Origin of the sequence: Burkholderia sp. BDU5, assembly GCF_001522845.1 — a bacterium.
Taxonomy (GTDB): domain Bacteria; phylum Pseudomonadota; class Gammaproteobacteria; order Burkholderiales; family Burkholderiaceae; genus Burkholderia; species Burkholderia mayonis.
The window spans coordinates 227,743-251,938 of the sequence record NZ_LOWC01000159.1; the positions used below are offsets into that span (position 1 = coordinate 227,743).

The 24,196-nt window shown below is 56.1% G+C and carries 20 protein-coding genes and 2 pseudogenes; 12 read left to right on the top strand and 10 right to left on the bottom strand.

Annotated elements, in window-relative coordinates; genetic code table 11:
* Positions 1 to 29: 29 nt before the first annotated feature.
* The 9 genes and pseudogenes from WS69_RS26110 to WS69_RS26140 all read left to right on the top strand — a co-directional run bounded on the left by WS69_RS26110 (position 30) and on the right by WS69_RS26140 (position 8,693).
* Positions 30 to 929 (top strand): GIY-YIG nuclease family protein, encoded by a 900-nt coding sequence (locus tag WS69_RS26110; RefSeq protein ID WP_059473530.1) that lies wholly within the window; start codon positions 30 to 32, stop codon positions 927 to 929.
* Between the two features lie 433 nt (positions 930 to 1,362).
* Positions 1,363 to 1,734, top strand: a pseudogene (locus tag WS69_RS32325) (MT-A70 family methyltransferase); the annotation flags it as partial.
* The gene (locus WS69_RS33810) at positions 1,731 to 1,931 is read left to right on the top strand and encodes a hypothetical protein (RefSeq protein WP_156438403.1); all 201 of its coding nucleotides are present in this window, start codon (positions 1,731 to 1,733) and stop codon (positions 1,929 to 1,931) included. The pseudogene WS69_RS32325 and the gene WS69_RS33810, both read left to right, overlap by 4 nt.
* Positions 1,932 to 2,548: 617 nt before the next feature.
* Positions 2,549 to 2,992, top strand: a complete 444-nt coding sequence (locus WS69_RS26120; protein WP_059473586.1) for a hypothetical protein — start codon at positions 2,549 to 2,551, stop codon at positions 2,990 to 2,992.
* Positions 2,993 to 3,109: 117 nt separating this feature from the next.
* Positions 3,110 to 4,723 (top strand): recombinase family protein, encoded by a 1,614-nt coding sequence (locus WS69_RS26125; RefSeq protein WP_059473587.1) that lies wholly within the window; start codon positions 3,110 to 3,112, stop codon positions 4,721 to 4,723.
* Entirely contained in the window at positions 4,720 to 5,625 is a 906-nt protein-coding gene (locus WS69_RS26130; RefSeq protein ID WP_059473532.1) for a ParB/RepB/Spo0J family partition protein, read from the top strand. The genes WS69_RS26125 and WS69_RS26130 overlap by 4 nt, the downstream gene beginning before the upstream one ends.
* A complete protein-coding gene (locus tag WS69_RS26135) occupies positions 5,622 to 6,539 on the top strand; it encodes a plasmid partitioning protein RepB C-terminal domain-containing protein (RefSeq protein ID WP_059473588.1) in 918 nt (305 codons plus the stop codon). The genes WS69_RS26130 and WS69_RS26135 overlap by 4 nt, the downstream gene beginning before the upstream one ends.
* A 315-nt stretch (positions 6,540 to 6,854) precedes the next feature.
* Positions 6,855 to 7,139: an MbcA/ParS/Xre antitoxin family protein gene (locus tag WS69_RS32330; RefSeq protein WP_040142624.1), complete on the top strand. Its 285-nt coding sequence runs from the start codon at positions 6,855 to 6,857 to the stop codon at positions 7,137 to 7,139.
* Between the two features lie 1,266 nt (positions 7,140 to 8,405).
* Complete coding sequence (locus WS69_RS26140) at positions 8,406 to 8,693, top strand: CopG family ribbon-helix-helix protein (protein WP_038764571.1); 288 nt, start codon at positions 8,406 to 8,408, stop codon at positions 8,691 to 8,693.
* A gap of 31 nt (positions 8,694 to 8,724) precedes the next feature.
* Here WS69_RS26140 and WS69_RS35130 read toward each other — a convergent pair whose 3' ends face one another.
* The 10 genes and pseudogenes from WS69_RS35130 to tnpA form a co-directional block, all read right to left on the bottom strand.
* Positions 8,725 to 9,402, bottom strand: a complete 678-nt coding sequence (locus WS69_RS35130; protein WP_231747223.1) for a hypothetical protein — start codon at positions 9,400 to 9,402, stop codon at positions 8,725 to 8,727.
* An 867-nt stretch (positions 9,403 to 10,269) separates the two neighbouring features.
* Positions 10,270 to 10,632 (bottom strand): annotated as a pseudogene (locus WS69_RS35740) (TniQ family protein); the annotation flags it as partial.
* Positions 10,629 to 11,624: a TniB family NTP-binding protein gene (locus WS69_RS32340; RefSeq protein ID WP_082716486.1), complete on the bottom strand. Its 996-nt coding sequence runs from the start codon at positions 11,622 to 11,624 to the stop codon at positions 10,629 to 10,631. The gene WS69_RS32340 and the pseudogene WS69_RS35740, both read right to left, overlap by 4 nt.
* A gap of 12 nt (positions 11,625 to 11,636) precedes the next feature.
* Complete coding sequence (locus WS69_RS32345) at positions 11,637 to 13,646, bottom strand: Mu transposase C-terminal domain-containing protein (protein ID WP_082716487.1); 2,010 nt, start codon at positions 13,644 to 13,646, stop codon at positions 11,637 to 11,639.
* On the bottom strand, positions 13,594 to 14,115 hold the full coding sequence (locus WS69_RS33815) for a TnsA endonuclease N-terminal domain-containing protein (protein WP_179950414.1): 522 nt from the start codon (positions 14,113 to 14,115) through the stop codon (positions 13,594 to 13,596). The genes WS69_RS32345 and WS69_RS33815 overlap by 53 nt, the downstream gene beginning before the upstream one ends.
* A gap of 509 nt (positions 14,116 to 14,624) precedes the next feature.
* Positions 14,625 to 15,053: a helix-turn-helix domain-containing protein gene (locus tag WS69_RS35745; RefSeq protein ID WP_082716488.1), complete on the bottom strand. Its 429-nt coding sequence runs from the start codon at positions 15,051 to 15,053 to the stop codon at positions 14,625 to 14,627.
* A gap of 560 nt (positions 15,054 to 15,613) precedes the next feature.
* Positions 15,614 to 15,985, bottom strand: a complete 372-nt coding sequence (locus tag WS69_RS32350) for an MbcA/ParS/Xre antitoxin family protein (RefSeq protein ID WP_082716489.1) — start codon at positions 15,983 to 15,985, stop codon at positions 15,614 to 15,616.
* 283 nt (positions 15,986 to 16,268) lie between these two features.
* Positions 16,269 to 17,819, bottom strand: coding sequence for an IS66 family transposase (gene tnpC, locus WS69_RS26170; protein ID WP_059473538.1), 1,551 nt, complete (start codon positions 17,817 to 17,819; stop codon positions 16,269 to 16,271).
* Between the two features lie 51 nt (positions 17,820 to 17,870).
* A complete protein-coding gene (gene tnpB, locus WS69_RS26175; RefSeq protein ID WP_036047966.1) occupies positions 17,871 to 18,212 on the bottom strand; it encodes an IS66 family insertion sequence element accessory protein TnpB in 342 nt (113 codons plus the stop codon).
* Complete coding sequence (gene tnpA, locus WS69_RS32355) at positions 18,209 to 18,625, bottom strand: IS66-like element accessory protein TnpA (protein WP_082716490.1); 417 nt, start codon at positions 18,623 to 18,625, stop codon at positions 18,209 to 18,211. Before tnpA ends, tnpB begins: the two co-directional genes overlap by 4 nt.
* 484 nt (positions 18,626 to 19,109) lie before the next feature.
* On the opposite strand from tnpA, the gene WS69_RS26180 reads away from it, so the two are divergent.
* Genes WS69_RS26180 through WS69_RS26190 form a run of 3 tightly spaced genes read left to right on the top strand, consistent with a single transcriptional unit; the run spans position 19,110 to position 24,196 of the window.
* Positions 19,110 to 20,033 (top strand): DUF4007 family protein, encoded by a 924-nt coding sequence (locus tag WS69_RS26180; protein WP_082716491.1) that lies wholly within the window; start codon positions 19,110 to 19,112, stop codon positions 20,031 to 20,033.
* Positions 20,026 to 23,361 (top strand): hypothetical protein, encoded by a 3,336-nt coding sequence (locus tag WS69_RS26185; protein ID WP_059473539.1) that lies wholly within the window; start codon positions 20,026 to 20,028, stop codon positions 23,359 to 23,361. The genes WS69_RS26180 and WS69_RS26185 overlap by 8 nt, the downstream gene beginning before the upstream one ends.
* On the top strand, positions 23,354 to 24,196 hold the full coding sequence (locus WS69_RS26190) for a phosphoadenosine phosphosulfate reductase family protein (RefSeq protein WP_059473540.1): 843 nt from the start codon (positions 23,354 to 23,356) through the stop codon (positions 24,194 to 24,196). Before WS69_RS26185 ends, WS69_RS26190 begins: the two co-directional genes overlap by 8 nt.

Genomic DNA, 24,196 nt, shown 5'->3' on the forward strand with positions numbered 1-24,196 from the left:
TCTAAACAACTGATCAATGGAGTGCGGCTGTGCCAGTCGGGAAATCCATACGTGTCTATCTTGCTGACGCTACTGTTACCGGAATTCGATACGCCGAACTGGTGAATTGGACGGGACACGCGATCGCGTGTCCGAGAAATCGCCTGAGCGAATTGTCTAATTGGCAAGAAGCATCCAAGCCCGGAGTCTACTTTATTTTTGAAGGGCGATTTGGAGATAGCAAACCTCTTGCGTATATCGGCGAGTCAGAAAATGTCTTGCAACGTCTCACAAATCATGATCGGAGCAAGGATTTCTGGAATGAAGCGGTGATTTTCACTAGCAAAGACGAGAATCTGACGAAGGCGCACATCAAGTACCTCGAGTCATCTTTGGTGGTTCTATCAAAGAATGCCGATCGATATCAGCTCGAGAACGGTAATATGCCACCAGAATCGAGTTTGCCGAGAGCAGATAGAGACGCAATGGCCGAATTCGTCGAGAACATTCGCATGGTGCTCGGCATATTGGGGTACCAGATTCTCGAACCGATTCTGCCTGTACGTACTGCAGTTCCGGTGGGCGATACCGCTCTCATGGTGGCACCTGAGGTACCTCGAGTCACGGACTTGACGTTTAGTGTGAACGGCTTGCTGGCATTCGGAGCGATGACGGACGAAGGATTCGTCTTGAAGAAGGGCTCTCAATTGTCATCGACCAACACTTTGAGCGTTCCCGGTCGGGTGGCAATCATTAAAGAGCGTTTACTCAAAGACGGACTGGTTGCTGCTGACGGCGACAGGCTCGTCGCTATAACCGATATCCTTTTGACCTCGTCGACGTATGCGGCGGCTATCGTGGCCGGAACTTCCAGGAGCGGCCCTCAAAGTTGGAAAACGCGGGATGGGAAGACTCTGAAGGAGCTTGAGGATGCGTTGGTTCAGCAATGAACACCGTTGTTGCGAAAATTAATCAATCGCTCGAAATACGATCGGTTGCTGTCGGAACGACGCTGACGGACATCCTCATCCGCGGATGCGTCCGGGATCGCAAGTACCGTTGCAAGGAGACATCGTTACCGCTTCTACGTTATCGAGCGCTTTGGGCGGTTCGGTAACAGGAGTGAAGGTCTTGCATGGCTCGGGAGTGGGCCGAACAACTACTGGAGGCCCGCTGAGGAGCCTGGAGGGCTCCTTAGACGCGGCCAGCATCTACTCTGTTGATATATCGCGCCTTATTTACATTGGCCAACGGATGCGGATGGGGCGTATGGCGAACACAGAAAGCGGGGTGGAGGAGCTGGAAGTAGAAGCCGGGAACGGCGATTGAAGTTGACCCGCAAAAACGGACACCTATTCTTTTTGGAGAGGAGGTGCCGTCATGGGCAAGCATCGGAAGGACGGTGGCCCAGATGGTCGCGGTGTCGGTTTTTATTTTCGTAATGTCACGGAGCTGGTGCTTTTTGGTGTCCGTGGCAAGAACGCGCGAACTCTGGCTCCTGGGCGTCGACAAGTTAACTTCTTGGCGACGCAGAAGCGTGAGCATTCCCGAAAACCCGACGAGTTTTACGACATCGTGGAATCGTGTAGTCCGGGCCCGTATTTAGAACTGTTCGCGCGCGGGCCTCGCGAAGGCTGGCAGGTATGGGGTAGCCAGGCCGACGAGTATTACCCGACGTGGCCGACTTATTCAAACCACTCGCAAGTAGACCGAGGCATCATCACTGCTGAGACGGATACGCTGGTGATGAAGTGAAGCTGCCGATAGCTTTGGAGGTTTGGTTAAAAAAACGCCCTCTGAACAGAGGGCGTTTTGCTAATGGCGATGCTTGTGGCCTAGCTTCGGATGAAGTTGTCCGTCGTGGCTCTGTGTATTCGTATGGCGAATGCGAAGTGCAGAAGGTGGTAATTGGTGAAAAGTGCGCCATTGATTTTATTGGATTTTTTCACTAAATCTAACGCGAACATCAAGTCCTTGTCTCGCAAAAAGTGAAAAAATTGGGCGGATGTGTCATAAAACGTGAAAACTCTCGAGGGTGGGCCGGCGAGGCCCGTGGGGCAAGGCTCGAGGATGAGCCAGCGTTGTTGAAATCTAGTCCTTCGGCTGTCGCGTTATGACTTATCCGGTCTGGAAATTTGGCGACAATCTGCATAACGATGGTCGGCGACCAGATCAAGTTCAAGCACGTCTTCAGCTCGCCACCCGGGCCACCATCAGGTATCTGGAGAATCCCGTCGCCACTTCCAACAGGGGGCCTGGATCTCGATGATCGAGCGCTTCGCGGAAGTCACTTCATATCTCCATATGATTAGCGCGATTGACCGGGATACGGCGCGGCTGTCGCGCCCTAAATACTACGATGCAGCGGGAAGCCGCTGGGAGCGCAATTGCATGCTACACCCGGTGCGTCGCGCCGACGGAGCGTCGACCTGATAGGCATGGATCGCACAAGCACCGCGAGCGGCGGAAAATCTGCGAGGGTGGGACGCCGCGTCCCGTGAGCTGGCTTCAAATGACCCTGGCCCCGAACACGGCCGGCCCCACTTCGATTCCTCTGTGGAGCACGACCATGAAATCGGATCGGATCTGCGCTGGCTGCGGCGCACCCTTCACTCCGCTCTTACACATCCCGCATCAACGCTTCTGCTCGGCCAAGGCGTGCCAGCGTGCTCGCCGGCGTGCATGGCAGCACCAGCGCATGCGAGTCGATCCCGATTATCGCGAGAATCAGATCCGCGCCCAGGCCAGCTGGCGGGCCCGACATCCTGACTACTGGCGGCACTACCGCGAGACGCACCCGGCCTATCGCGATCGCAATTGCGCGATGCAGCGACGACGAAATGCGCAGCGCACTGCTAGTGCTGTTGCAAACATGGACGTGTGGCCGGCCCATCGCCCGCTGGCATCTGGGTTTTACATCCTGCGCAACGCGGTTGAGGCGGGCGTTGCAAAGATGAACGCGTGGACGGTGCACATCGCCGTGCTGTCTGAGCCGAGGCCTGTTCCGGCGTGATTGCAAAGAGATGACGTGTACGACAAGGGTCTATGGCCTGCTACCTTGGCTGTGTACTCGCTCGCATTCGACGTCATTGCAAGGCGCGACGCGTTCGCCGATACAAATCCCCAGTTGATGTCGGGGATGGCGCAGCGAGGGGCGGTTGCCAGTGGGAGCTGGATCGTGGACCTCGATTGCACATGCGAATCCATTGACGAGCAGACCTGCAGAATGCGGGCTGCTGAATACGTCCGGATGTCGACGGAGCATCAGCAATACTCGACGGAGAATCAGCGTGATCGCATTCGCGACTACGCTGCTCGTCGCGATCTCGAGATCGTGCGGACCTACGCCGACGAGGGTAAAAGCGGTTTGCGTATCGATGGGCGCCAAGCGCTGCAGCAGCTGATCCGGGACGTGGAAACCGGCATGGCCGATTTCCAGGTGATCCTCGTCTACGACGTAAGCCGCTGGGGACGATTCCAGGATGCAGACGAAAGTGCCTATTACGAGTACATCTGCCGGCGCGCAGGCATCCAGGTTGCCTATTGCGCCGAACAGTTCGAGAACGACGGCTCGCCAGTTTCGACGATCGTTAAAGGTGTGAAGCGTGCGATGGCCGGTGAGTACAGCCGCGAGTTGTCAGCGAAAGTCTTCGCTGGTCAGTGCCGGTTGATCGAGCTCGGTTTTCGGCAAGGCGGCCCGGCAGGCTACGCGTTACGCCGGATCCTGGTGGACGAGCATGGCCTCATGAAGGGGGAATTGCAACGCGGCCAACACAAGTGTCTGCAGACGGACCGCGTCATTCTGATGCCGGGCCCGGACAGCGAGGTGCGTATCGTCAACCTCATCTACAGTTGGTTCATCAATGAGTCACTCAACGAGCACGAGATCGCCGCACGCTTGAACGGCATGAACGTTCAGACGGACCTTGGGCGTCCCTGGACACGAGCAACTATTCGGGAGGTGCTGACCAACGAAAAGTACATCGGCAACAACGTCTACAACCGTGTGTCGTTCAAGCTGAAGAAATCTCGCGTCACCAATCCGTCGGAGATGTGGATACGCAAGGAGGGTGCGTTCGAACCCATCGTGCCGAGCGAAACGTTCTATACAGCGCAGGGCATCATGCGCGCGCGCGCCCGGCGCTACTCGAGTGAGGAGCTTATCGAGCGTCTGCGAAATCTGTACCGAATCCGAGGATTTCTATCGGGCGTCGTGATCGACGAAACGGAGGGCATGCCGTCCACCTCGGTTTATGTATATCGCTTCGGCAGCTTGATTCGTGCGTACCAGACGGTTGGCTTCACGCCGGGCCGTGACTATCGTTATATCGAAACGAATCGCTTCATTCGGCAACTGCATCCAGAGATCGTCGCCGAGACGGAAAAAAAGATCGCGGATCTCGGCGGGACCGTGTCGCGTGATCCGGCGACGGACCTGCTGACCGTGAATAGAGAGTTCACTGCCTGCATAGTGCTGTCACGGTGTCAGGTGCGCGGCAGCGGCCGTAACCGCTGGAAGGTACGGTTCGACACGAGCCTGCTGCCGGATATCACCGTGGCAGTCAGGCTGGACCAGAGCAACGCGACTGCGCTCGACTACTACCTGCTGCCGCACATCGACTTTTGGCAGCCTCGTATCAGCCTCGCGGACTGGAATCCGATCGAGTTCGAGAGCTATCGCTTTGACACGCTGGACTACTTATACGGTATGGCACAGCGTGCTCGGCTGAGGAGAAGAGCATGACTCAGCGCGAGCAGCAGCCCGGTGAGGTTCGGATGATCCCCATCAGCCAGATCGAGGTGATCAATCCTCGCGAGCGCAATGGTCGCGTCTTCGATGAAATCGTCAGCAACATCAAGACGATTGGCCTGAAGAAACCGATTCTGGTCACGCCACGGGCAACGGCAAGTGGCGTGGAGAAGTATCTGCTCGTGTGTGGGGAGGGACGACTGAAGGCGTTCCGATCGCTCGGTGAAACGACGATACCCGCGCTGGTGGTGAGCGTGAGCGACGAAGACGCGTTCATCATGAGCCTGACGGAGAACATCGCGAGACGGCAATGCCGACCGCTCGAGTTGCTCGCCGGAATTCGCGAACTGCAGGAGCGCGGATACGCACCGAAGGCGATCGCCGAGAAGACGGGCCTCACGCAGCACTATGTGCAGGGGATCTTGACACTTCTGCATCAGGGTGAGGAGCGACTCGTGATCGCAGTGGAGAAAGGCCGAATTCCACTGAATGCAGCGTTATCGATTGTTGGTGCCGGCGACGACGATGAGGCGATCCAAGCGGCACTGCAGGAGGCATATGAATCGGGGAGATTGCGCGGGCGTCAGCTGATGGATGCTCGGCGCGTCATCGAGCGGAGGAAAGCGCTCGGCCGGACGGCGAATCGAAACATGACGCGCAAGGTGATGGACGTGACCACATCGAGCCTTGTCCGAACGTATCAGCATGAAGTTGAGCGGCAGAAAGCGATGGTGCGCAAGGCAGAGTTTACGCAGCAGCGGTTGCTGTTCGTTGTCGGCGCCCTCAGGCAGCTATTTGCCGACGAGAACTTCGTCAACCTGCTGCGCGCTGAGGAGCTGGCGACGTTGCCGAAGTATCTGGCGGAACGTGTATGGCCGAGTGGGAGTCCAGCATGACCGGTGTAGCACTTGGATTCATTCCGGAACCACTGTCCGTTCCGATCACGAGCATCCTGCCGTCACGGCGCACACCTGCCGGGATGATGATTTCGCGCAAGTTCAAGCAGATCAGAAGCTCCATCGAAGAGGTGGGTTTGATCGAGCCGCTTTCGGTGACGCCGGTCGACCAAGCATCGGGCAACCACGTCCTGCTCGATGGGCATCTGCGACTGATCGCGTTGCAGGAGCTCCAGTTCAACACCGTGTCGTGCCTCGTTGCCACGGACGATGAAAGCTACACGTACAACAACCGCGTCAATCGACTCTCGACTATCCAGGAGCACTTCATGATTCGTCGGGCCGTCGAACGGGGTGTGTCCCCGGAGCGACTCGCGAAGGCGCTGTCCGTCGACGTGTCGCAGATCATCAAGAGGATGGCATTGCTGGATGGAATCTGTGCTGAAGCGACTGAGCTGCTGAAGGACCGGCAGTTTTCGCCGGAGCTCGCACGAGCGCTACGCAAGATGAAACCGACGCGACAGGTCGAGTGCGTCGAACTGATGGTGGCAGCGAACAACCTGTCTGTCTCGTACGCTGAAGCGTTGCTCGTTGCAACGCCGGCCTCAAGGTTGATCGAAGGGAAGAAGCCCAAGAAGCTTGCGGGCGTAAGTCCTGAGCAGATGGCGAAGATGGAGTGGGAGATGAGCAATCTGCAGGGACAGTACAAGGTGGTCGAGGAGACTTATGGACAGGACGTGCTCAATCTTGTGCTGGCAAAGGGCTATCTGGCTCGATTGCTGGAAAATGAGTCCGTGCGGATGTATCTGCAACAGAATCAGGCTGATCTGGTATCAGAGCTTGAGGCGATCGTTGATACGGTCACTTTGGATCAAAATAGACTCGAGCCAGCGGATCAAGGAGTAGAAGGATAAGCTTCGGATTCCATATTGAATTGCGGGTACGTCTCAATTCTCAAATCCGGTTTTGGGGTCGAGTGTTATGCCGGCCGCCGTCGAAATTTGGTTCATAAATAGTTTGCCGGGTTGGCCAACGATGCTAGTGGGTATCTCGACAGATCGATGAACTCGATGGTCGCGATCCTTGCTTACACGGACCTGTGTGTCTATGCTGGGAGTATCCAATCCGTGTACCCCTCGTGTGGACGTGTGACACCAGGTCAAAATTCGGGCTAGGTCGTGTGACAGCATTGAACTCAACCAATGCGAACTCATGGAAAAGGCATTGAAATGGCTGTTAAGGACATGAGCGAAGGGAAGGATCAATTTCCCGACAACCATCAGCAAGACATCTCACCGGATGTAATGGACATGCTTACCGCTCAGGTTCAAAGGATGGTTGACGAATCGGGCAATCCTGCAGGGTTCGACGCTCGATCGTGGCTAAGCGACTGGCTACGCACTCCGGTACCGGCTCTCGATAATCGATTACCCATAGAGTATCTGGGCAACGCTGAAGGTATTGATCTAGTTTCTCGGATGCTGGCGAGTGCCCAAACCGGTGCATACTGGTAAAGCGTCGAACTCTCTCATCGCGTGGTACAGCGCGAGTTTCACCGGCACCTACAAGTCTTCGGTGTGGTCTGTCCACTATCCACTACATCCAAATCACGAACTTGTAGTGGCCTCGAAAAAACTCTTTGCTTGTGACGAGGCGATGCCCGAGCACTGGTCACAGACAACAGCTAGGTAGTCGATTTCAAGGACCCGCATTGAGAAGCCTTCGTTCATAGCAGCGCTAGCAAGATAGGTCAGATGGAATCGGGTCATGTCGACAGGGCCTTGGCATCGCGCGCAAACCTCTACAGGACCAATACCGGGGTGTGAGATTGGTGTTCTTTCGCGAGCCATGATAATGGGTGCGTGGGCATCTAGGCATGTACGTGAGCAATAGCACTCCAGTCCTTCGGCCTCTCGTACTTCGACCATGGGTGGATCCGTCTCAAAGTGCACGCGGTCCATCTCCCGAATCACCTCAAAAATGGTCGTTCGGAACGCGCATCCGCAGTGAAAGCATTCGTAGACCTCAGAATTTATAGTGCTCATTCCATTTCGCTCACATACGGAATGCTTAAGATAACTACGATATGAGGCCGGTTACCGAAAAACGCTGACGCTCAGCCGTGATCCCTTTCCAGCTTCGCCGCCCGTGTTGCTCGGGTGCGTGGTACCTATGGGCCCAAGCTTGGCTAGCTATCGTGACTTCTGCTTGCGCGCGCATCGCGGAGTTGCGCAAGTTGTTTCTCGGTGAATGGCCCGATCGACCTTTTCAATGCCTCGCATGTGATGAACGACGCATCATTCTCGCAATTTCTGAGCCTGAACGTCATTGTTGCGGTTTTCATCCTATGCCGGTTGTCGACCCGGCCATTGATTGCTTTACAAATAAAACCTTGCTGAGGCTCCCCTGTTCTTCACGTTCCAGGGAGAATATAGGCCGGCATTTCGAAAGTGCCAAGCTGAATTTTGACTTGAGTCGCCGTGCGACATGGCACCTGAATCTCGCGATAAATCACAGAACAACGATAAGCTCGTGTTTTCTGGTCGAAAAATATCCTATATACCATCCTGATCAATAAATTGGGGTCTTAGATCTCCTCTCGACTTCTATGACTGACCGTACCATCGGACTTGATAGAGACATTTGCGCGCACGTCGGTGCCTCAAGAATTACGGTTGGGTAGGCAGCATGACCTGTCGGCAATACACAAATTGGGCCGCCTGAGGCTACCGACGAAGGTGCTACCATGCACGTATTCTGTAACAAAAGAGGGTATCACTATGAGCGAAACAACTTTTACGTTTCGGGTCGATGATGCCCTGAAAATGGCGTTCTCCACCGCGGCGAAGGCCAATGATAGAACGGGCGCTCAGCTCTTGCGCGACTTCATGCGGAACTATGTCGAGCAGCAACAAAAAACAGAGGAATACGACGCATGGCTGAGCGCCAAGGTCGAACGGTCGCGTGCCTCCGCCGACACTGGCAATTTGGAGTCGGCTTCCCAAGTCGACGCCAAGTTCGCAGCGCGTCGTGCTACGGCACGTCGCCGGCTTGATGTGGCGAAATAATGGCATCCATTCCGGATGCCAGAAGTTCATATCATTTCACATGTTCGGTCGCCATTCCCAATGGTCCTACGGCATCCGAATCAACATCGAACAGATGACCTTGAAGGCACGTAGATGTTGTAGAGAGACCAGCAGAAATGTCGGAGCGGAGAAAGAAATACTGCCTGCTGCCATCAATTGAGGGGCCGGTGATAGGACGTGTTCCACTTTTGCCGAGCCACGATAGGGCGGCCTGGGTGGAGGTCGCATGCCGCATGGCTATCGACACGAGCGAGACATAGCGCTCCTCGAACTCGTGCAAATTCGCTTCGGACACAAGTTGGAGCATGCGCCCATTCTGCCTATATTTGGCGCTTTCCAGAATGCCGGATCGGATCAAGTGGTAGGCCACCTCTTCTTTGATGGCTAGCCGCCGTGCAACGGTTTGCGCGGTTAGTCCATCACTGGGAAGTTGACCGGCGTTGGCGATTACCCATTTCGTCTCAGCCTTATCGACAAGGAAAGCACAAATTCCCCGCATGCCGACAGCCCGCCCGACACAGCGTAGCTGTCCGCTAAGTACGGCCCTCATCACCACAAGAAAGGTATCGTTAGCGCGACATAGGTGACGTAGCACATGTGCCATCGTCCAAGTTTCACTCTCGTTTATTATGCAATCCTGATCTATAGGCAGATTTGACAATCTATCTATTTCGTCTCGAGGAATCATCCAGTTTCCTCGGTTGACCCGACAACGCGGCTCGTGGCGTATCAAATTCACGTCTAGAAGAAGGCGCAGTCTCCTCTTACTGATACAGAGCTGCTGGCTTGCCGATCTCAACGAGAGTGAACTATTTAACCTTGATGCGGCGCTAAGCACATTGCTTCGCTGAGCCACCAGAAATGATCGGCCAGATGGACTCTTAAGGACCCGGCCATCGAGGAAGCCGGTTTCAATCAGATGTCGTAGCTTCTGGCGAGAACGTCTTAATGTCGAGCGGATTTCATTCCCTGCTGCCACGTTGTGTGCCTCGAGTGCTCGATCAAAGCACCGATGCCTGCCATCGATGGACCCGTACCAATGTCCGTTGAGATGAGATTCGAACTCCCTTCTGAGGAAATCGTACCGCCTGTCGTCAAGGACGCGGTACAGCACGTGATAGAGTGGACTGAACCGACGTCGGATACTGGTCTCAGACTCTCTATCCAGATAGCTCCGAAGAAGCGCACGGAATCCATTGGGCCAGTCATTCAATACTATTGCGCATTGCTGCACGTATTTGGTTGCAACTCGAAGGTCATGCTGCCCGGCGAGAATGCCAGGCGTTGATTTTGCAAAGCCAGGAATGACTGCCGAGAGCGCATACATCAGTTGCAACGTATTCAACGGCGATAGACGCGCGAGCGGACCATCCAACGTGCTCCTTCCAGGAACTCTCCGGTAGCAAAATCTCATGATATTCACCACGGAATCGTCTGTGATTTCGCTCGACATATCGGTGAACGCCCTTCCACAGTCGCACGCGAGGAATTTCGCTGACGAAGGTGGTTGGGTTTGCCCGCAGCGGTCACACGTTTCGCGGAGAATTACTTGGTGATGAGGGCAGGCTATGACCAGTTTGAAGGACCACGCGGAACGCATGTACGGCGCGTCACGTAGGCACTCTGGGCACCACCGCTGCCGTTGGTAGTTGATCCAGGTGCGAATATGAGACCGCTGGAATATCGCACTGCCGCCGATCCACTTCGGCCATGGTGCGTCAGCTTGCGACAATTCGTCCCGCGTGCACCCACAAAGCATCGCCAGATTCTCAATCGTGCACTCTATATGAGACAAGGCACCGCAAAAAAGTTGGCGGCTGCCCACGTATCCATTGAGGGACGCTATTCGCCTGAGATAGTCGCTTGCGCTCTCGTCTGGATAAGGGCGACCGCGAACGGGTAACCGAAATTGATTCATGCGTCCCTCCGTTTCGAACGATTCTTGACAGGCCCCTTCTCTCCTGCGAGTCCGCTAAAAAATGGTTCACCCGCCTTGTCCAAGCGACGGAAGCAGAAATTCGGATTGAACGGATTCAGGGCGCCGATTCCCTCGTCCCAAATCTCTTCCGAAAACGTCTGCTCGAGAATGCAGACGTCAATCGTTGTCATCGCTCCTCGTAGAGCGCGCTCGAGTCCGCCGCTAAAAAGCTTGATCAGGTAGCTGATACGGCCGTCTGTTGCATAATGTAGTCGTTCAAGAACTTCGTATGACTGAAGATATAGCGAACATTTGACCGGAAGATTGTCATTCAACGTTGCCACAAGCCCGACAAAATCTTCAATCTCAGAGGCCGTCGTGATGCCCATGTTCTTGAGAGTGAACGTCGAGCTGAAACGCCGACGTAACTGCTCGTTGGTCTGAAGCAACAACTTCGATCTCGGAGCCCCAAATAGTGCCATCGGCTTACCTGACGCATCGAACAAATTCTTGATCCAGTCGCCAACTTTATACAGGCCGGGGGCTCTGCTCCTATCCAGCGTCTGTTGAATTTCGTCAACAAGCGTAAACTCGACGCCGCATTGCTTCATCAGCGTCAGGAGGCGGTGGGTTCGGGCTGGAGTAGTTCCATGGAACGGCGCTGGATCATGCAGAACTTGAAGTCCGGTCGACACCACGGCGGACGGAGTTGGATTTTCCGGTAGGCTGATGTAGAGCACTGGGACGATGTCCCGATCGTCGCGCGTAAGGGACGGATATTCTTCTCCAATGAGTTTGCACAGTGTCGACTTTCCAGTTCCAGTGTCTCCTAGAATGACTAGGGATTTTTGACTACCGGTTTCTCGATAACAATCTAGAAGATTTTTGATACGATTGTATGCATGATCGAATTCTGGAAACATGATTGTTTGGGATTCGAATTTCGCAATTAAATCGTAGTGCGAAGTTGATTTTTTACGATTGGCGGACATAAAACCTCCTTGTCATAGTGAGCTACGTGGGCGGCTCTCAAAACGTTTGGGCGCTTGCGGCATGACCGTTTCGCGTTGGACTTTGGGTTGCGAAGGTTGCTCGCTCACGAGCTGATGTAGATTTCCGGTTGGTCGATCGCCGTTAACTCCCAGCGTTTTGGCGGCCTTGCGACGTGTCCGCACGCTGCGGGAGGACAATAGCTTATCGATGGACTCCATGAGTTCAATACGACCTTGCATGAGGTTCTCAAGCACACAATCATTCTTCTGCTGTTCAAGTAGGGCGACCCGAATCAGCTTGTGTTGTGAGAGTCTGAGGCCGTTGGCATACTCGTAGAGGTTCGCACGTACGAGTATGCGATCCGAGGAATCCGGAGTCCAAACCCAGATTGTTCCAATATCATCTGGGTCGTATGTCACTCTGACCGATATTCCAGGACCATACGTATCGATGATCGGTTGCAGATCGTCACTGGAGTAGTAAAGATAGTGTAGATGGATGCCGCTTTTTCCTAAGCGCCGTTCAGTTTCTAAGCCAAGGTTGACGGCGATATCTTCTGCTCGCGGTGGAAGCTGCAGTTCTACGTTCAATTCACCTTCACACCATTTCTGCCACGGAGTCGTACCTATCATGCGATGCGGCGACTGCGCGTATATATCTAGGATCCATTTCTCGAGAGCATGAGTAAATTCACCGACCGTGAACACTGCATGCTTCAGAGGATCGTAGTCTCCGCGCTGATAGAACTTGGCGAAACTTGTGCCTGGTAGCTTGTGCGCGAACCCGTAATTGAACGTCTTGAGGAAGCGCTCGATTGAACCTTTAAATCTAGGTTGCCGAGGCGGGCAGTACAGAATTCTTATTCCTAAATCGAAGCATGCCGCCTTGAGCGAGTCGCTGTGAAACTCCGAGCCGTTGTCGCATACAAGACAGCCTATTCTGCCGTAGGGTCGCCAGTGGTGATTGACGGTAAGGCCGGGCATCACTGACGTGCAAGGTTTTTTCGGCAGGATCGCGTTTTTTAGGGCGCGCATAACGGCCAGTGTCGACGCATCGTCATAACCAATCGAGTATCCCAATGGCATTCGGCTAAACTTGTCCAGCAGCATCGTCACGGTGGGCCGGCCGCAGGGAAGTCCCGTCCTATCGTCGACAAGGAAGACATCGACCGGCGTGTGGTCGATCTCAACGCGCTCGAGAATGTGAGTAACGGGTATCCCAGTCTTCGTAATCTTGAAGCGCCTGTCGGCGCTTGCTTTCCCCTCCTTGAGAATGGCGACGTCGTATTCATCGACCCTGTCGAACAATCGATACAGCGTGGACTTGCTTGGGCACCGCAGATGGTCGCATAGAGGTCGGGAGAAGTTTTCGAGTTCGAGCTTTTTTACTAACCGTGTCTCCACGTCACCGATCGACCACGCGGGTACCTTGTCGGCGGCTTCGACGAGGCTTTCCATGAACAGGTCGACGACACGTGCGTCGGTGCGCGGATGTTGCGGTCCACGTAAGTCTGTGCGTGGAACGAGCGACCTTGTATCTTTTGAGCGGTGGTAAGCACGGTACCAGCGATAAACAGACGATGGGCTTGGCGGTGCCGGATCACCGTCGCAGTTGGCGCTTGTGTATAACTTAGCGAATTCTTTTATCAACGGGGCAAGTGTCTTCGGAGTCAGAGCTGGCCGGCCACACTCCAGGAATTGATCAACATAGTGTTTCCGACGTAGTGCGTCTTCCTGCAACTTGGGGCTGAGCTGGGAAAAAGGCCGCCCGTATGGAAGGAGCGCGTCCTGCTCGCTGGTCGCAGCATGATTATTTTTGATTTCGTCTTCGACGACGATTCGATTTGCTACGTAAGCGTCGAGTAACTCTTGCTTTGATGTTTTGAGCAGCTCACCAGTGACCATCGCATCTAGGAAGACCTTGCCATCGTTGAGAATCCGAGCGATACAGACCGGGGCGCCATCAAGTTTAAAAGCGGCGTTCAGCTTCAATGAAAAACCACGCATCTTGATTCTCCACATGAGTGAAAATCTCGGTAGTACTATTGATTTCAGTATCAAGTGAACATGTTAGGTATCCAAGCATCAGAAGGCCGGATACAGCGCCGCGACCGATGACACTTACCGCATCGTCGAAAGATCGAACGTCGTTGACATGGATGAGACGGAGAGCGCGACGAATCTCGTCGTAGCTCATAGGAGTTAGCGGAGCGCTACGCCAGAGTCGACGAAGGTTGCCGAGACGAGGTTTTTGCCGGATTGACTTATCCGTAAGGATCACGAATGCCCGGCCGGTGCGATCGAGATGCGCTTCGATGAGATCAAATTTTCTACGTATTTGTGGCGCGTTCAGCCGGTTTGCCGGCTTGATCTCGACAAGGATGCGTTGGCCGGAAGTGGTTTCGATCTCATAGTCTGGCGTATATCTTCGGGTCAGTTCGCCGTCAGGGTAATAGACGTGTTCGGGCTGTTCCCTGTAAGACCTGATCAACGGAGACATCTCGAACAGTAAAACGGCATCGCCTTCAAGTGTCTCCTCGTGCGCAACCTGGCGGCCGTTCTTGAGCGAGGGAAAAAGTCCTCGGACGAACGGGCCTGATCTTGTCGCTACGTCTCGAACCGGCCCAGCTGTGGGAGCAACCGGTTGCTTCGGTCTGACTGAACGAGAGCGGTGTACCTCTCGAAGCTTGTTACGCGATATTTCAAGATGGAATAACTTGCCACGCCTCTTGCTGGCGTCTGGCCTTCGAGATGTCGTCGTCTTTCTCATGGTTCAGGACAAAAGAAAGGCTGTCCGCTCGGACAGCGGATTCGAAGAGAGCACCAATTTGAGGGCGTAGCTACATCCTGCCGTGGGCGTTATCCGCAGCAAACTGGTGCGACGAACCGGAAGGACGGCTTGACGACGAGGGGAGAGGAGAAGACACTCACAAGCGTGACCACGGAGCAGCGTTCAGCTCTCCACCAAGCGGGGCAGACCTTCGGGTTTGTTCCGCTTTTTTACATTTCTGCGCCCTCCTTGTCCTTTCTGACGACGCGGCCGAGCACTGGCCGATCGCCGAGCTTGGCGGTGCCCCGGCGCCACGTATCAATCAACTCCCTCATGACACGGATCTGAGCATCGCTCAGTAGATCCAGTTCTCTCCAAAGCTCACCGCATAGCCGATACGCGTCCGACGAGGCGGTTTGGGGAATCGTGTAGTGACGTCGAGATGCCTCCAGCTCGCTCAATAGGCCAGCGAGCTCATCGGTGGAGAGCCGAAGGCATCTCGCGAGGCGGTCGACGAAGTCACGGGAAGGCGGCCCTTTTATCCCAAGTTCCAAGGCAGATACGTAGCTCTGCTCGAAGCCCATAGCTTCGGCTAGGTCCTTTTGGCGCACTCCGTAGCGGAGTCGAAGCGCACGAAGTCGTTCGGAAAAGGGACTCAATGCTTTCCTCGGGTGAGATCGTTGGAATCACCCAAGGATGATAGTGGAGTAGTAAAAAAAGTGAAGGGAGTGCAATTTTTGAGTGAAATTATCGTATATATGTGTCTATACGATAATTTTAGACGAAGTGGCGTCGCCTAAATCGCAGGCCGGGCTTGGGGAGCAGCTTCGTTTTAGAGGATGACCGGCGAGATTCGGTGGTGCATTGAGACAGGGTGATTTAGAGTGCGTATACTAAATTTTATGCTTGATGAGAGAGGGGCGATCCCTTGACCCAATACCCGCTGGAATGGGAAGTTTGAGATGCTCAGGAACTTCTTCGAAGCCTCCCGCATGTACTAGGAATTCAACGCCCGCGGCCAGTCGAAGTATGTCGCCCGTTCATCGCGGGATTCCAGCGTTGGCTGTGTCGGGCCGCCCCTTCACCATTCAACGCGAGTTGTCGGGGCTGCACGCCGCGAAGCACAATTGGGTATTCCGCTACCGCTTAGATCGGAGTCCCCCCAAGCAATCGCCTCCAGCGCGCCGTAGACGTCAGCGGGATCGTCGTGGTTTTGCAGCTAGGTAATGGGGCTTTTGCCGCCGAGGCGGACCGACGGCCGCTCAAGCCAGCGCTTCGCTTTAGCCGAGCCGCCGAACACTTCGCGAGCATATGCGCGCACCGCGCGCAGCGTATCACCCTCACGTCGAGCCTTGGCTGGTGTGGCACCAATTACCCGATGTTGGTGGGTGACCTCTCGTTGCACGGCGTTTGCGATCACCGATTTGACTTCGCTAGAATCCGCGAAGGCGATGGCAGATTTGGCGCCGGTAGCTACGTGCGCGGGCTTTGTGGTGACCTGTCCTGCCTCTTTGCCGCGCTTGCGCGCAGACGCAACAGGACGTTGCGAGGCTGTCGGGGGAAAGATGTTGGTTTCGTCGTCATCTTGCAACCTCGATCACACTCCACGTGATACGGAGGAGGCCCGTCCATGGCTACTGCAGGAATGATTGGTCGACCGGCACGATAGTCGCTCTAGAAAATGAATTTTCAAACTCGGGCCAGTCTCGTGCGCATCGATACGTTCGTATAGCAGGCGACGAATTCACCGACCTTGAGCAACATGAGTGATCGGCCCTGTGCGAGCGGAGGACGATAAAACCAAAGCCTGCAACCCATAGTAAGCACTCAATCAGCACCGTAGCGTAGGTCGACGACGACGGGGAGTCGCGATGCTATCGGATGGGCGCGACGTGAGCAGTAGACGGCAGCGACAGAGCCACGTTCCACGGCAGCAGTTCGTCGATGCGGTTGATCGGATGGTCAGCAATGCGCTCGAGCACGTAGGCGAGGTACGCCTCGGGATCGAGGCCATTCAGGCGTGCCGTGCCGATCAGGCTATACATTGCGGCGGCACGTTCGCCACCAGAGTCGGCGCCGGCGAACAAGTAATTCCGTCTGCCGAGGGCGACGCCGCGCAGTGCTCGCTCGGCGATCAGGTTGTCGATTTCCGCACGCCCGTCGCTGCAGTAGTAGATGAGCGCCGGCCAGCGATTCAGCGCGTACTGAATCGCCTTGGTCGTGTCGGATTTTGCAGAGAGCGTGGCGAGCGTTGCTTCGAACCAGCGCTTCATGTCGTCGAGCAGCGGTATCGCTCGCGCCTGGCGCACACTGTGTCGCTCATCAGGTGGTTTGCCACGGATCTGCTCCTCGATCGTGTAGAGCGCGCCGATCCGGTGCAGCGCTTCCTCCGTTACCGAATTGGGACGGACGGCATGTAGATCGTGGATCTTTCGGCGAGCGTGGGCCATGCAGGCAGCTTCCTGGATGGTGCCGCCGCGATACAGCTCGGCATAGCCGGCAAACGCATCGGCCTGCAGCACGCCGGTGAAGTTTGCAAGATGCTGCTGGGGGTGCTCGCCCCGTCGATCGGGCGTGTAGGCGAACCAGACTGCTGCCGGCTCGTCGGCAGCGCTCGGCCGATCATCACGCACGTAGACCCACAGGCGTCCTGTCTTTGTGCGACCGTTGCCGGGCGCCAGCACTGGCAGCGGCGTGTCGTCCCCGTGAACCTTGCCGCCGGCTAACGTGTATTGGCGGACGGTGTCGACCAGCGGTGCAAGCAGCGCCGTGATGCTCCCCATCCAATACCCCATCGCACCCGGATCGATCTCGACGCCGTCGCGCGCGTACATGGCTGCCTGGCGATGCAGCGGGATGTGGTACGCGAACTTCGACACGGCGATGTGCGCGAGCAGCGCCGGACCCGGGATGCCACGATCGATCGGTCGACTCGGTGCCGCGGCCTGCACGATGCGATCGCAGCATGCGCAGGCCAGCTTCGGACGGCGGTGGCGGATCACGCGGAAGTGCGCCCGGACGTATTCGAGCTGTTCCGCGACGTCTTCGCCCAGTGGCTTGAGTTGGCCGCCGCAATCGGGGCAGTCATCATCGGCGGGCAGATGGATGCGCTCTTCGCGCTCAAGGTGATCGGGCAACGGCTTGCGGCCGACACCTTCGCGACTCGGCCGTTTCACTGCAGCAGCCGCGGCCATATCGGCCGAGCCTTCATCGGCCTGCAGGTCTTCCAGCCGCAATTCAAGCTGTTCGATCTGGCGATCCAGCTTCTCCGATTTTCGGCCGAACTGCATCCGGCGCAGCTTGGCAATCGTCAGCTTCAGATGTTCGATCTCGATCGCGCGCGACGAGAGCTGCTCGCGCAAGCTGGCGACCATCGCCTTCAGCGCTTCAATGTCGTCGGGGAGATCGGTGGGAGCAGCGGACATGCGGTGAGCTTACACGACGCCACCCACAAGCTCTCCACGCGTAATGAACGTTTACAATGCGCTTCGCGGGCGTACCGCATCGATCGGCTGCCGCCAATCGAAACCTTCGAGCAAGAGCGCGAGCTGAGCGGTCGTCAGCGCAACAACACCGGCATCGGCGCGCGGCCACGCGAAACGTCCTTTCTCGAGGCGCTTCGAGAGCAGGCACAGGCCACCGTCGCACCACCACAAGCACTTCAGCAAGTCGCCGCGCTTACCCCGGAACACGAACACGTGCCCGCTGTAGGGATCCTTCTCCAGCACGGTTTGTACCTTCGCGGCCAATGAGTTGAAGCCGGAACGCATGTCCGTGACGCCCGCCGCGATCCAGATTCGCGTGTTCGGCGGGATCACTTTAGACAGTCTCGCAAATACTGTTCGGCGAACTCCTGCGACACACCGCGGATACGAATACGTCGTTTGCCGACCTCGATCTCGATTTCACAGCCTGGCGTCATCGCCGGGCTCGCCGACACGACCGGCGTTTGCGGCAGAGCGTGATGTGGGATGTCCTTCGCAGGCAGATCGACCACATCAACCGGTAGCAGCGCGATGTTTGGTACCGACGATGCAGGTTGCGTATCGAGTAAGCTTCTTCGCCACTGCGCGACCATATTGGCGTTCAAGCCGTGCGCACGCGCTACCTCGGCAATCGAGCGATTCGGATCGTTCGCTTCGGCAGCAACCGCTTCCCGAAACTCCTTCGTGTAGTTCCTCGATCCCGGTCGTCTTCCATGCACCACTGGCTTCATCAATCTGATTCCCATTAGATCTGGTGGGAATCAGATTGCCGGTGCCGTGCCCTCATGAACAGACGGTACGTGTCGAGCGCTTACAACCCATACGCATCAGTGCAATCTATCACCGAAAGGGGGAAGGTGCCCGCAAATGTGCCTCACCATTGACGCGCTGCTACGTCGGCTAAAAACGCCTTCGAAGCTCGCGACCATGATCATCCGCGACTCGCGAACTGTTGCGTAGAACACACGCTTGCTTCCGGTCGATGCAAAGCGCCAGCCGGGCAGCGCCATAGGTCGCAACGCTCAGTCAGGATCAACCGAAGATCACGGCGGTCACCTATAAAGCTCCAGCGGTATCGTCGTCTCCCCGCCGTGACGCGCTGCCGAGCGCCATAGGCACTATGCGAATCGCGCACACCAAGGCATACTGTAAATATATACAGTATCGTTATCCTCCGTTGGACTGGTGGAATCCTCCAGTCCGAGACCCGTCGGATGCTAGAATCGTCGCATGAAAACCACGTCCAAAATCAGCAAGGGAACGCCCGCGCACTTTTCCGGGCATGAGACGTTTCCGCTTCGCCAAATGTGGCTTAAGAAGGCCTTCGATCAGACTATAGACGGCAGCATAATCCACAAATCCACCTTCGCCGACGGGACAGCAATCGCCGCTTTCGGAGTCGGCAAGAATATGGTTGCGTCCATCCGACATTGGGCCCTTGCTTGCGGCGTTATGTATGACGCCGGGGCTGATGAGTTCCGCGTGGGAGGCCTCGCGAGGGAGATACTACAGGATGGAGGTCTCGATCCCTACGCCGAAAGCCCTTCAACGGCGTGGCTAGCTCATTGGCAACTAGCGGGTAGATGCTTTCGCTCCACTACTTGGCATTGGCTGTTCAACCATGTAACTGCACCCACCTTCACACGCCAAGAACTTGAGGAGCCATTGACCCGCTATGCACGCGAACTCGACGCGAAGCACCGACTGTCTGCCTCGACAATCTCGCGCGACTTGGAAACCTGCTTGCGAAGCTACGCTCCCCGCGCGGCCGGCGGATCACCAGAAGACTTCGCCGAACCGCTTTTAGGGGAGTTGAGCCTTTTGCAAGAGGTGCACAAGGGGCAGTATGCGTTCCGACGCGGCCCCAAAGCATCTCTGCATGACGGGGTCTTCGCGTATGCATTGGTCGACTTTTGGGACCGTGCGGCTGATGGCCAGAGCTCTCTCGCCTTCGAGACGGTGGCATATGGTGAGGGGGCACCGGGTCGAGTCTTCAAGCTCGACGAGGAGTCGATCGCGCAACGGCTATTAGCGCTGTCCGACTTCACCGGCGGCAAGCTCGCTTGGACCGATTCGGCAGGCCTTCGCCAAGTCCACCGAAAGCCACTCTCAAAAGAAGACTACAGAAACCTGATCAGGCGCGCCTATGAATGAAAGATCGGAACAAACATTGTCGGACATCGTTCAGATATCGCGCCAATATCAACGCTCGATCCGAGTTGACGCAGATATTGGACGCGCCGATGCACTCTCCGGCTACATCTGCCATGCGACGGCCTCTTCGGTTGTCGAGGGCATGTGCAAGCAGCTGTCGAGCACCAATCAGCGCTGCTTTACGTGGACTGGGCCCTTTGGCGGAGGCAAATCTTCACTTGCCGTGGCATTGGCTAGCGCGCTTCATGCCGATAAGCGTCTGCGGAGCCATGCACGTCAAGCTCTCAAGGTCGAATCGAAGCCTTCGTTCGATAAAGCATTTCCCGTTCGCAAGGGCTGGCTGCTTGTGCCCGTTGTTGGTCGGCGCGGAAGTGTCATATCAGAACTCGGCAACTCCCTGAAAAAGGCCTTGGGCAAAAATGTGGATGGCCGCCATAAGCCGAGTGCGTCGACCATCATCGCAGATCTTCTACTGGCGGCCGCAAATCGACCACACGATGGGGTTCTCGTCCTCATCGATGAAATGGGTAAGTTCCTAGAGGCGTCGGCCCTAGGTTCTGGCGACGACGTGTACTTTTTTCAGGAGCTTGCTGAAGCCGCAGCTCGATCAGAAGGCCGACTGGTAGTCGTCGGTATTCTTCATCAATCGTTTGCACAGTACTCCGCTCGCCTTGGAATCGATACGCGAGACGACTGGATGAAGGTCCAAGGTCGTTATTTGGACATGCCTTTCGTGGCCGCAAGCGACGAAGTAGTCGAGCTCATCGGTCGTGCAATCGAAGTAAAACGCCGCCCGGAATGGATGCACCATGCCTCAAACGCTATAGCCGATGCAATTCGGTCGCGCCGCCCATCCGTGGGCAAGGGGTTCGCCGACGCATTGGTCTCGTGCTGGCCTTTGCATCCAGCGATGGCTGCCTTGCTCGGCCCTATTTCGAAGCGACAATTCGGACAAAACGAGCGCAGCACGTTCGGTTTTCTCTCATCGGTCGAGCCCTACGGCTTTCGTTCGTATCTGAATTCGACGCCGTTGAGCGAGGCCACCTGGTATCGCCCGGGCGATTACTGGGACTACCTCCGGTCCAATTTAGAGCCGGCTATCTTGGCCTCTCCTGACGGACATAGGTGGTCGCAAGCGGTCGAAGCTGTTGAGCGCACCGAATCCAAGGTAGGTACGCCGCTTCACGTCGAGCTGATAAAGAACATCGCCGTTATCGATCTTTTCCGTAACGGGTCAGGACTCGCTGCGGATGCGACCGTCCTGGCCACCCTCTTCTATGCGACGCCGCGCGAAGAGCTCGACGCTGCGCTTCAGCAGCTCACCTCACTGCGAGTAGCGCTGTTTAAGAGTTACATCGGAGCTTGGTCGGTCTTTGAAGGCAGCGACTTTGACATCGATGCCGCCATTGCCCAGGCTCTCGGCAGTTCGCCCGGCATCGACTATCGCCGGCTTTGTCAGTTGATGGGGGTGCATCCGGTGGTAGCCAAGCGCCACTACCACGAGACAGGATCTATGCGCTGGATGGAGCTTACGCTTTGCAGCGTCGAGCAGGCTGAAGCTACCGCTGCCAGCTATCATCCAAGCGAGGGTCAATTCGGAACATTCATCCTGGCCCTGCCGAATCGCGGGATGAGCCTACGCGAAGCTCGAAAACGCGCTCAAGCGTGCTCGAAACTGCGGCCATGGCCGGTGATGGTAGGGGTTCCAAATAACCATACCCGTATCGTTGAACTTTCCGGCGAGCTGATGGCGCTTGAGCAGGTCAAAGAACGACATGAGCTGTCGGGTGACGCTGTCGCGCGACGTGAAGTCTACGCTCGCTTGGCGTCCACACGTGCTGATTTGGAAGATCAACTTCAAGCCGCAGCGTCTCTGACTAGCTGGTACCACGGGACCGATCAGGCCATACAAGCTGGCTGCAAGTTGTCGCCTATAGCCTCCGAGCTCGCCGACGACCTATTCGGGTTTTCACCTCCGGTTTGGAGCGAGCTAGTCAATCGGGACAACCTGTCGAGCAACAGCGTGAAAGCGCGCAGGGACCTTCTTCACGCGATGGTGAATGCTGAGGCACAAGAGGCACTGGGTTTCGAAGGATTTCCGGCTGAGCGCGGGCTGTATGAGACGTTACTCAGGAGTACGGGATTGCATCGACAGGACAGGTCAGCCGTCTGGCGCTTTCTTGAGCCGACAGCACAGCAAGCCGAAGGGTTCGAACACCTCTGGAGGACGACGCGCGAACTCTTTTCAGATGTCAACTCGAAAGTGAGCGTTGCCGACGTCTATGCCCTTTGGGGAGCGCCGCCATTTGGCATGAAGCAAGGCATTCAGCCAGTCGTCTTGACTGCTTTCCTGCTCGCCCATAAGGCAAACATCGCTGTCTACAAGGATGCGATGTTCGTGCCGCATCTGACCGACGCCGATATAGACGAGTGCCTACAAGATCCAAAGCGCTTTTCACTACGATGGGTGGCGATCGACGAGGATAAAAACAGAATTCTCAATGGTATCGCCAAGCTTTTAGCAGAAATCGGAGAACGCACGGGAGCCGCCGACCCGTTGGAAGCAGCCCGGGGTTTGGTGGCTATGGTCTTCAATCTGCCGGAGTGGACCCGCCGTACACAGCGGCTTGGTCCTGACGCGAAAGCGGTACGAGACATGCTGCTCAAAGCGAGCGACCCGCACAAAGTGCTTTTCGTGGATCTTGCATCTCTACTGAATGCTGCCGATGGAAAGTCTTACGTCGACGCATTGCGTGCACCGTTGCAAGAGCTCGCTGGTGCGTACAGCAAAATGCTCTCTTCTGTCGAAGATAAAATGCTCGAGGCGCTCGACGCGAGCCGGGACGAACTGGTCCCTTTGCGCGAGCGCGCGATCTCTGTAGCGGGTGCGACGGGTGACCTACGTCTTGACGCGTTTGCCACGCGGGTGGCTAGCTTGGACGGAAGCAGAGAATCCGTGGAGGGCATTTTGAGCCTAGCGGCAGACAAGCCGCCTCGTGAGTGGATAGACCGACACATTGATTTAGCGATGCTCGAGTTGACCAAATTCGCCCGTCGCTTTCGCGAGGCAGAAGCCTTCGTAGCTGTCCAAGGTCGGAAGGCCCACAGCGAGGCAATCGCGGTGGTCATAGGGGCAGGCTCCGACACGAAAACAATCTCACGATCGTTCTCCGTCGCAGATCGCCATCGAGAAACCGTGGAAGCAAAAGCCGATGAGGTTGCCGCAATGCTCAAATCCCAAGGCTTGGGGACTGATGTCTTGCTAGCCATCCTGGCAAAGGCTGGATTGAAGCTGACATCTGCTAACAAGGAGGCTGTAAGTGACTGAGCGGCACGTTCTAGGACTTTCTGGCGGGAAAGACAGCGCCGCACTGGCGGTTTATATGCGCCAATCACACCCCGACCTGGACATCGATTACTTTTTCACCGATACAGGCGAAGAGCTACCTGAGGTCTATGAGTTCCTCGGTCGTCTTGAGGGTTATTTAGGCAAACCAATCGAGAGGTTGAACCCTCGGCGAGATTTCAGGTTCTGGCTGCGTGAGTACAACCACTTCTTGCCGAGCCCTCAGACACGCTGGTGTACTCGGAAGCTCAAACTCGCTCCCTTTGAGCAATGGGTTCGACCTTGGCTTGCTGCCGGCGATCGAGTGACTTCCTATGTTGCCATTCGAGCCGACGAAGATTACCGAGAGGGCTATACGGCCAAGGCCGACAACCTGTTTGTGAAGCTCCCGTTCCGTGAGGCGGGGATCGATAAAGCAGGTGTGGTAGACATTCTTGAGTCTTCTGGCGTCGGGTATCCGAAATATTACGAATGGCGGTCGCGCAGTGGCTGCACGTTCTGCTTCTTCCAACAGAAAATCGAATGGGTAAGGCTGAAAGAGCGTCACCCTGACGACTTTGAGGCTGCAAAGGGCTTGGAAAAAGATGCCCTAGAACATGGTTCCCCCTTCACGTGGTCGCAAGGCGAATCGTTGAGTGAGCTCGAGCAGCCAGATCGCATGGCGGAAATCAGAGCTGAGTATGAGATACGTCGCGCGCGGTTGCGCAAAAGCATCCCCATCAACCCCTTGCGGCCCGCGAGGACCTCTGTTGAAGACATCGATGACATATACGGAGAAGACGAAGGCAACGGCGCTTGCGCGATCTGCCACAAATGA

What these genes read in the sequence shown, in the direction of transcription:
- WS69_RS26120 (WP_059473586.1), top strand. Translation starts at nt 2,549, where the DNA reads ATGAAATCGGATCGGATCTGCGCTGGCTGCGGCGCACCCTTCACTCCG.
- WS69_RS26125 (WP_059473587.1), top strand. Translation starts at nt 3,110, where the DNA reads ATGTCGGGGATGGCGCAGCGAGGGGCGGTTGCCAGTGGGAGCTGGATC.
- WS69_RS26130 (WP_059473532.1), top strand. Translation starts at nt 4,720, where the DNA reads ATGACTCAGCGCGAGCAGCAGCCCGGTGAGGTTCGGATGATCCCCATC.
- WS69_RS26135 (WP_059473588.1), top strand. Translation starts at nt 5,622, where the DNA reads ATGACCGGTGTAGCACTTGGATTCATTCCGGAACCACTGTCCGTTCCG.
- WS69_RS32330 (WP_040142624.1), top strand. Translation starts at nt 6,855, where the DNA reads ATGGCTGTTAAGGACATGAGCGAAGGGAAGGATCAATTTCCCGACAAC.
- WS69_RS26140 (WP_038764571.1), top strand. Translation starts at nt 8,406, where the DNA reads ATGAGCGAAACAACTTTTACGTTTCGGGTCGATGATGCCCTGAAAATG.
- WS69_RS35130 (WP_231747223.1), bottom strand. Translation starts at nt 9,402, where the DNA reads ATGATTCCTCGAGACGAAATAGATAGATTGTCAAATCTGCCTATAGAT.
- WS69_RS32340 (WP_082716486.1), bottom strand. Translation starts at nt 11,624, where the DNA reads ATGTCCGCCAATCGTAAAAAATCAACTTCGCACTACGATTTAATTGCG.
- WS69_RS32345 (WP_082716487.1), bottom strand. Translation starts at nt 13,646, where the DNA reads ATGTGGAGAATCAAGATGCGTGGTTTTTCATTGAAGCTGAACGCCGCT.
- tnpC (WP_059473538.1), bottom strand. Translation starts at nt 17,819, where the DNA reads ATGTCCGCTGCTCCCACCGATCTCCCCGACGACATTGAAGCGCTGAAG.
- tnpA (WP_082716490.1), bottom strand. Translation starts at nt 18,625, where the DNA reads ATGGGAATCAGATTGATGAAGCCAGTGGTGCATGGAAGACGACCGGGA.
- WS69_RS26180 (WP_082716491.1), top strand. Translation starts at nt 19,110, where the DNA reads ATGAAAACCACGTCCAAAATCAGCAAGGGAACGCCCGCGCACTTTTCC.
- WS69_RS26185 (WP_059473539.1), top strand. Translation starts at nt 20,026, where the DNA reads ATGAATGAAAGATCGGAACAAACATTGTCGGACATCGTTCAGATATCG.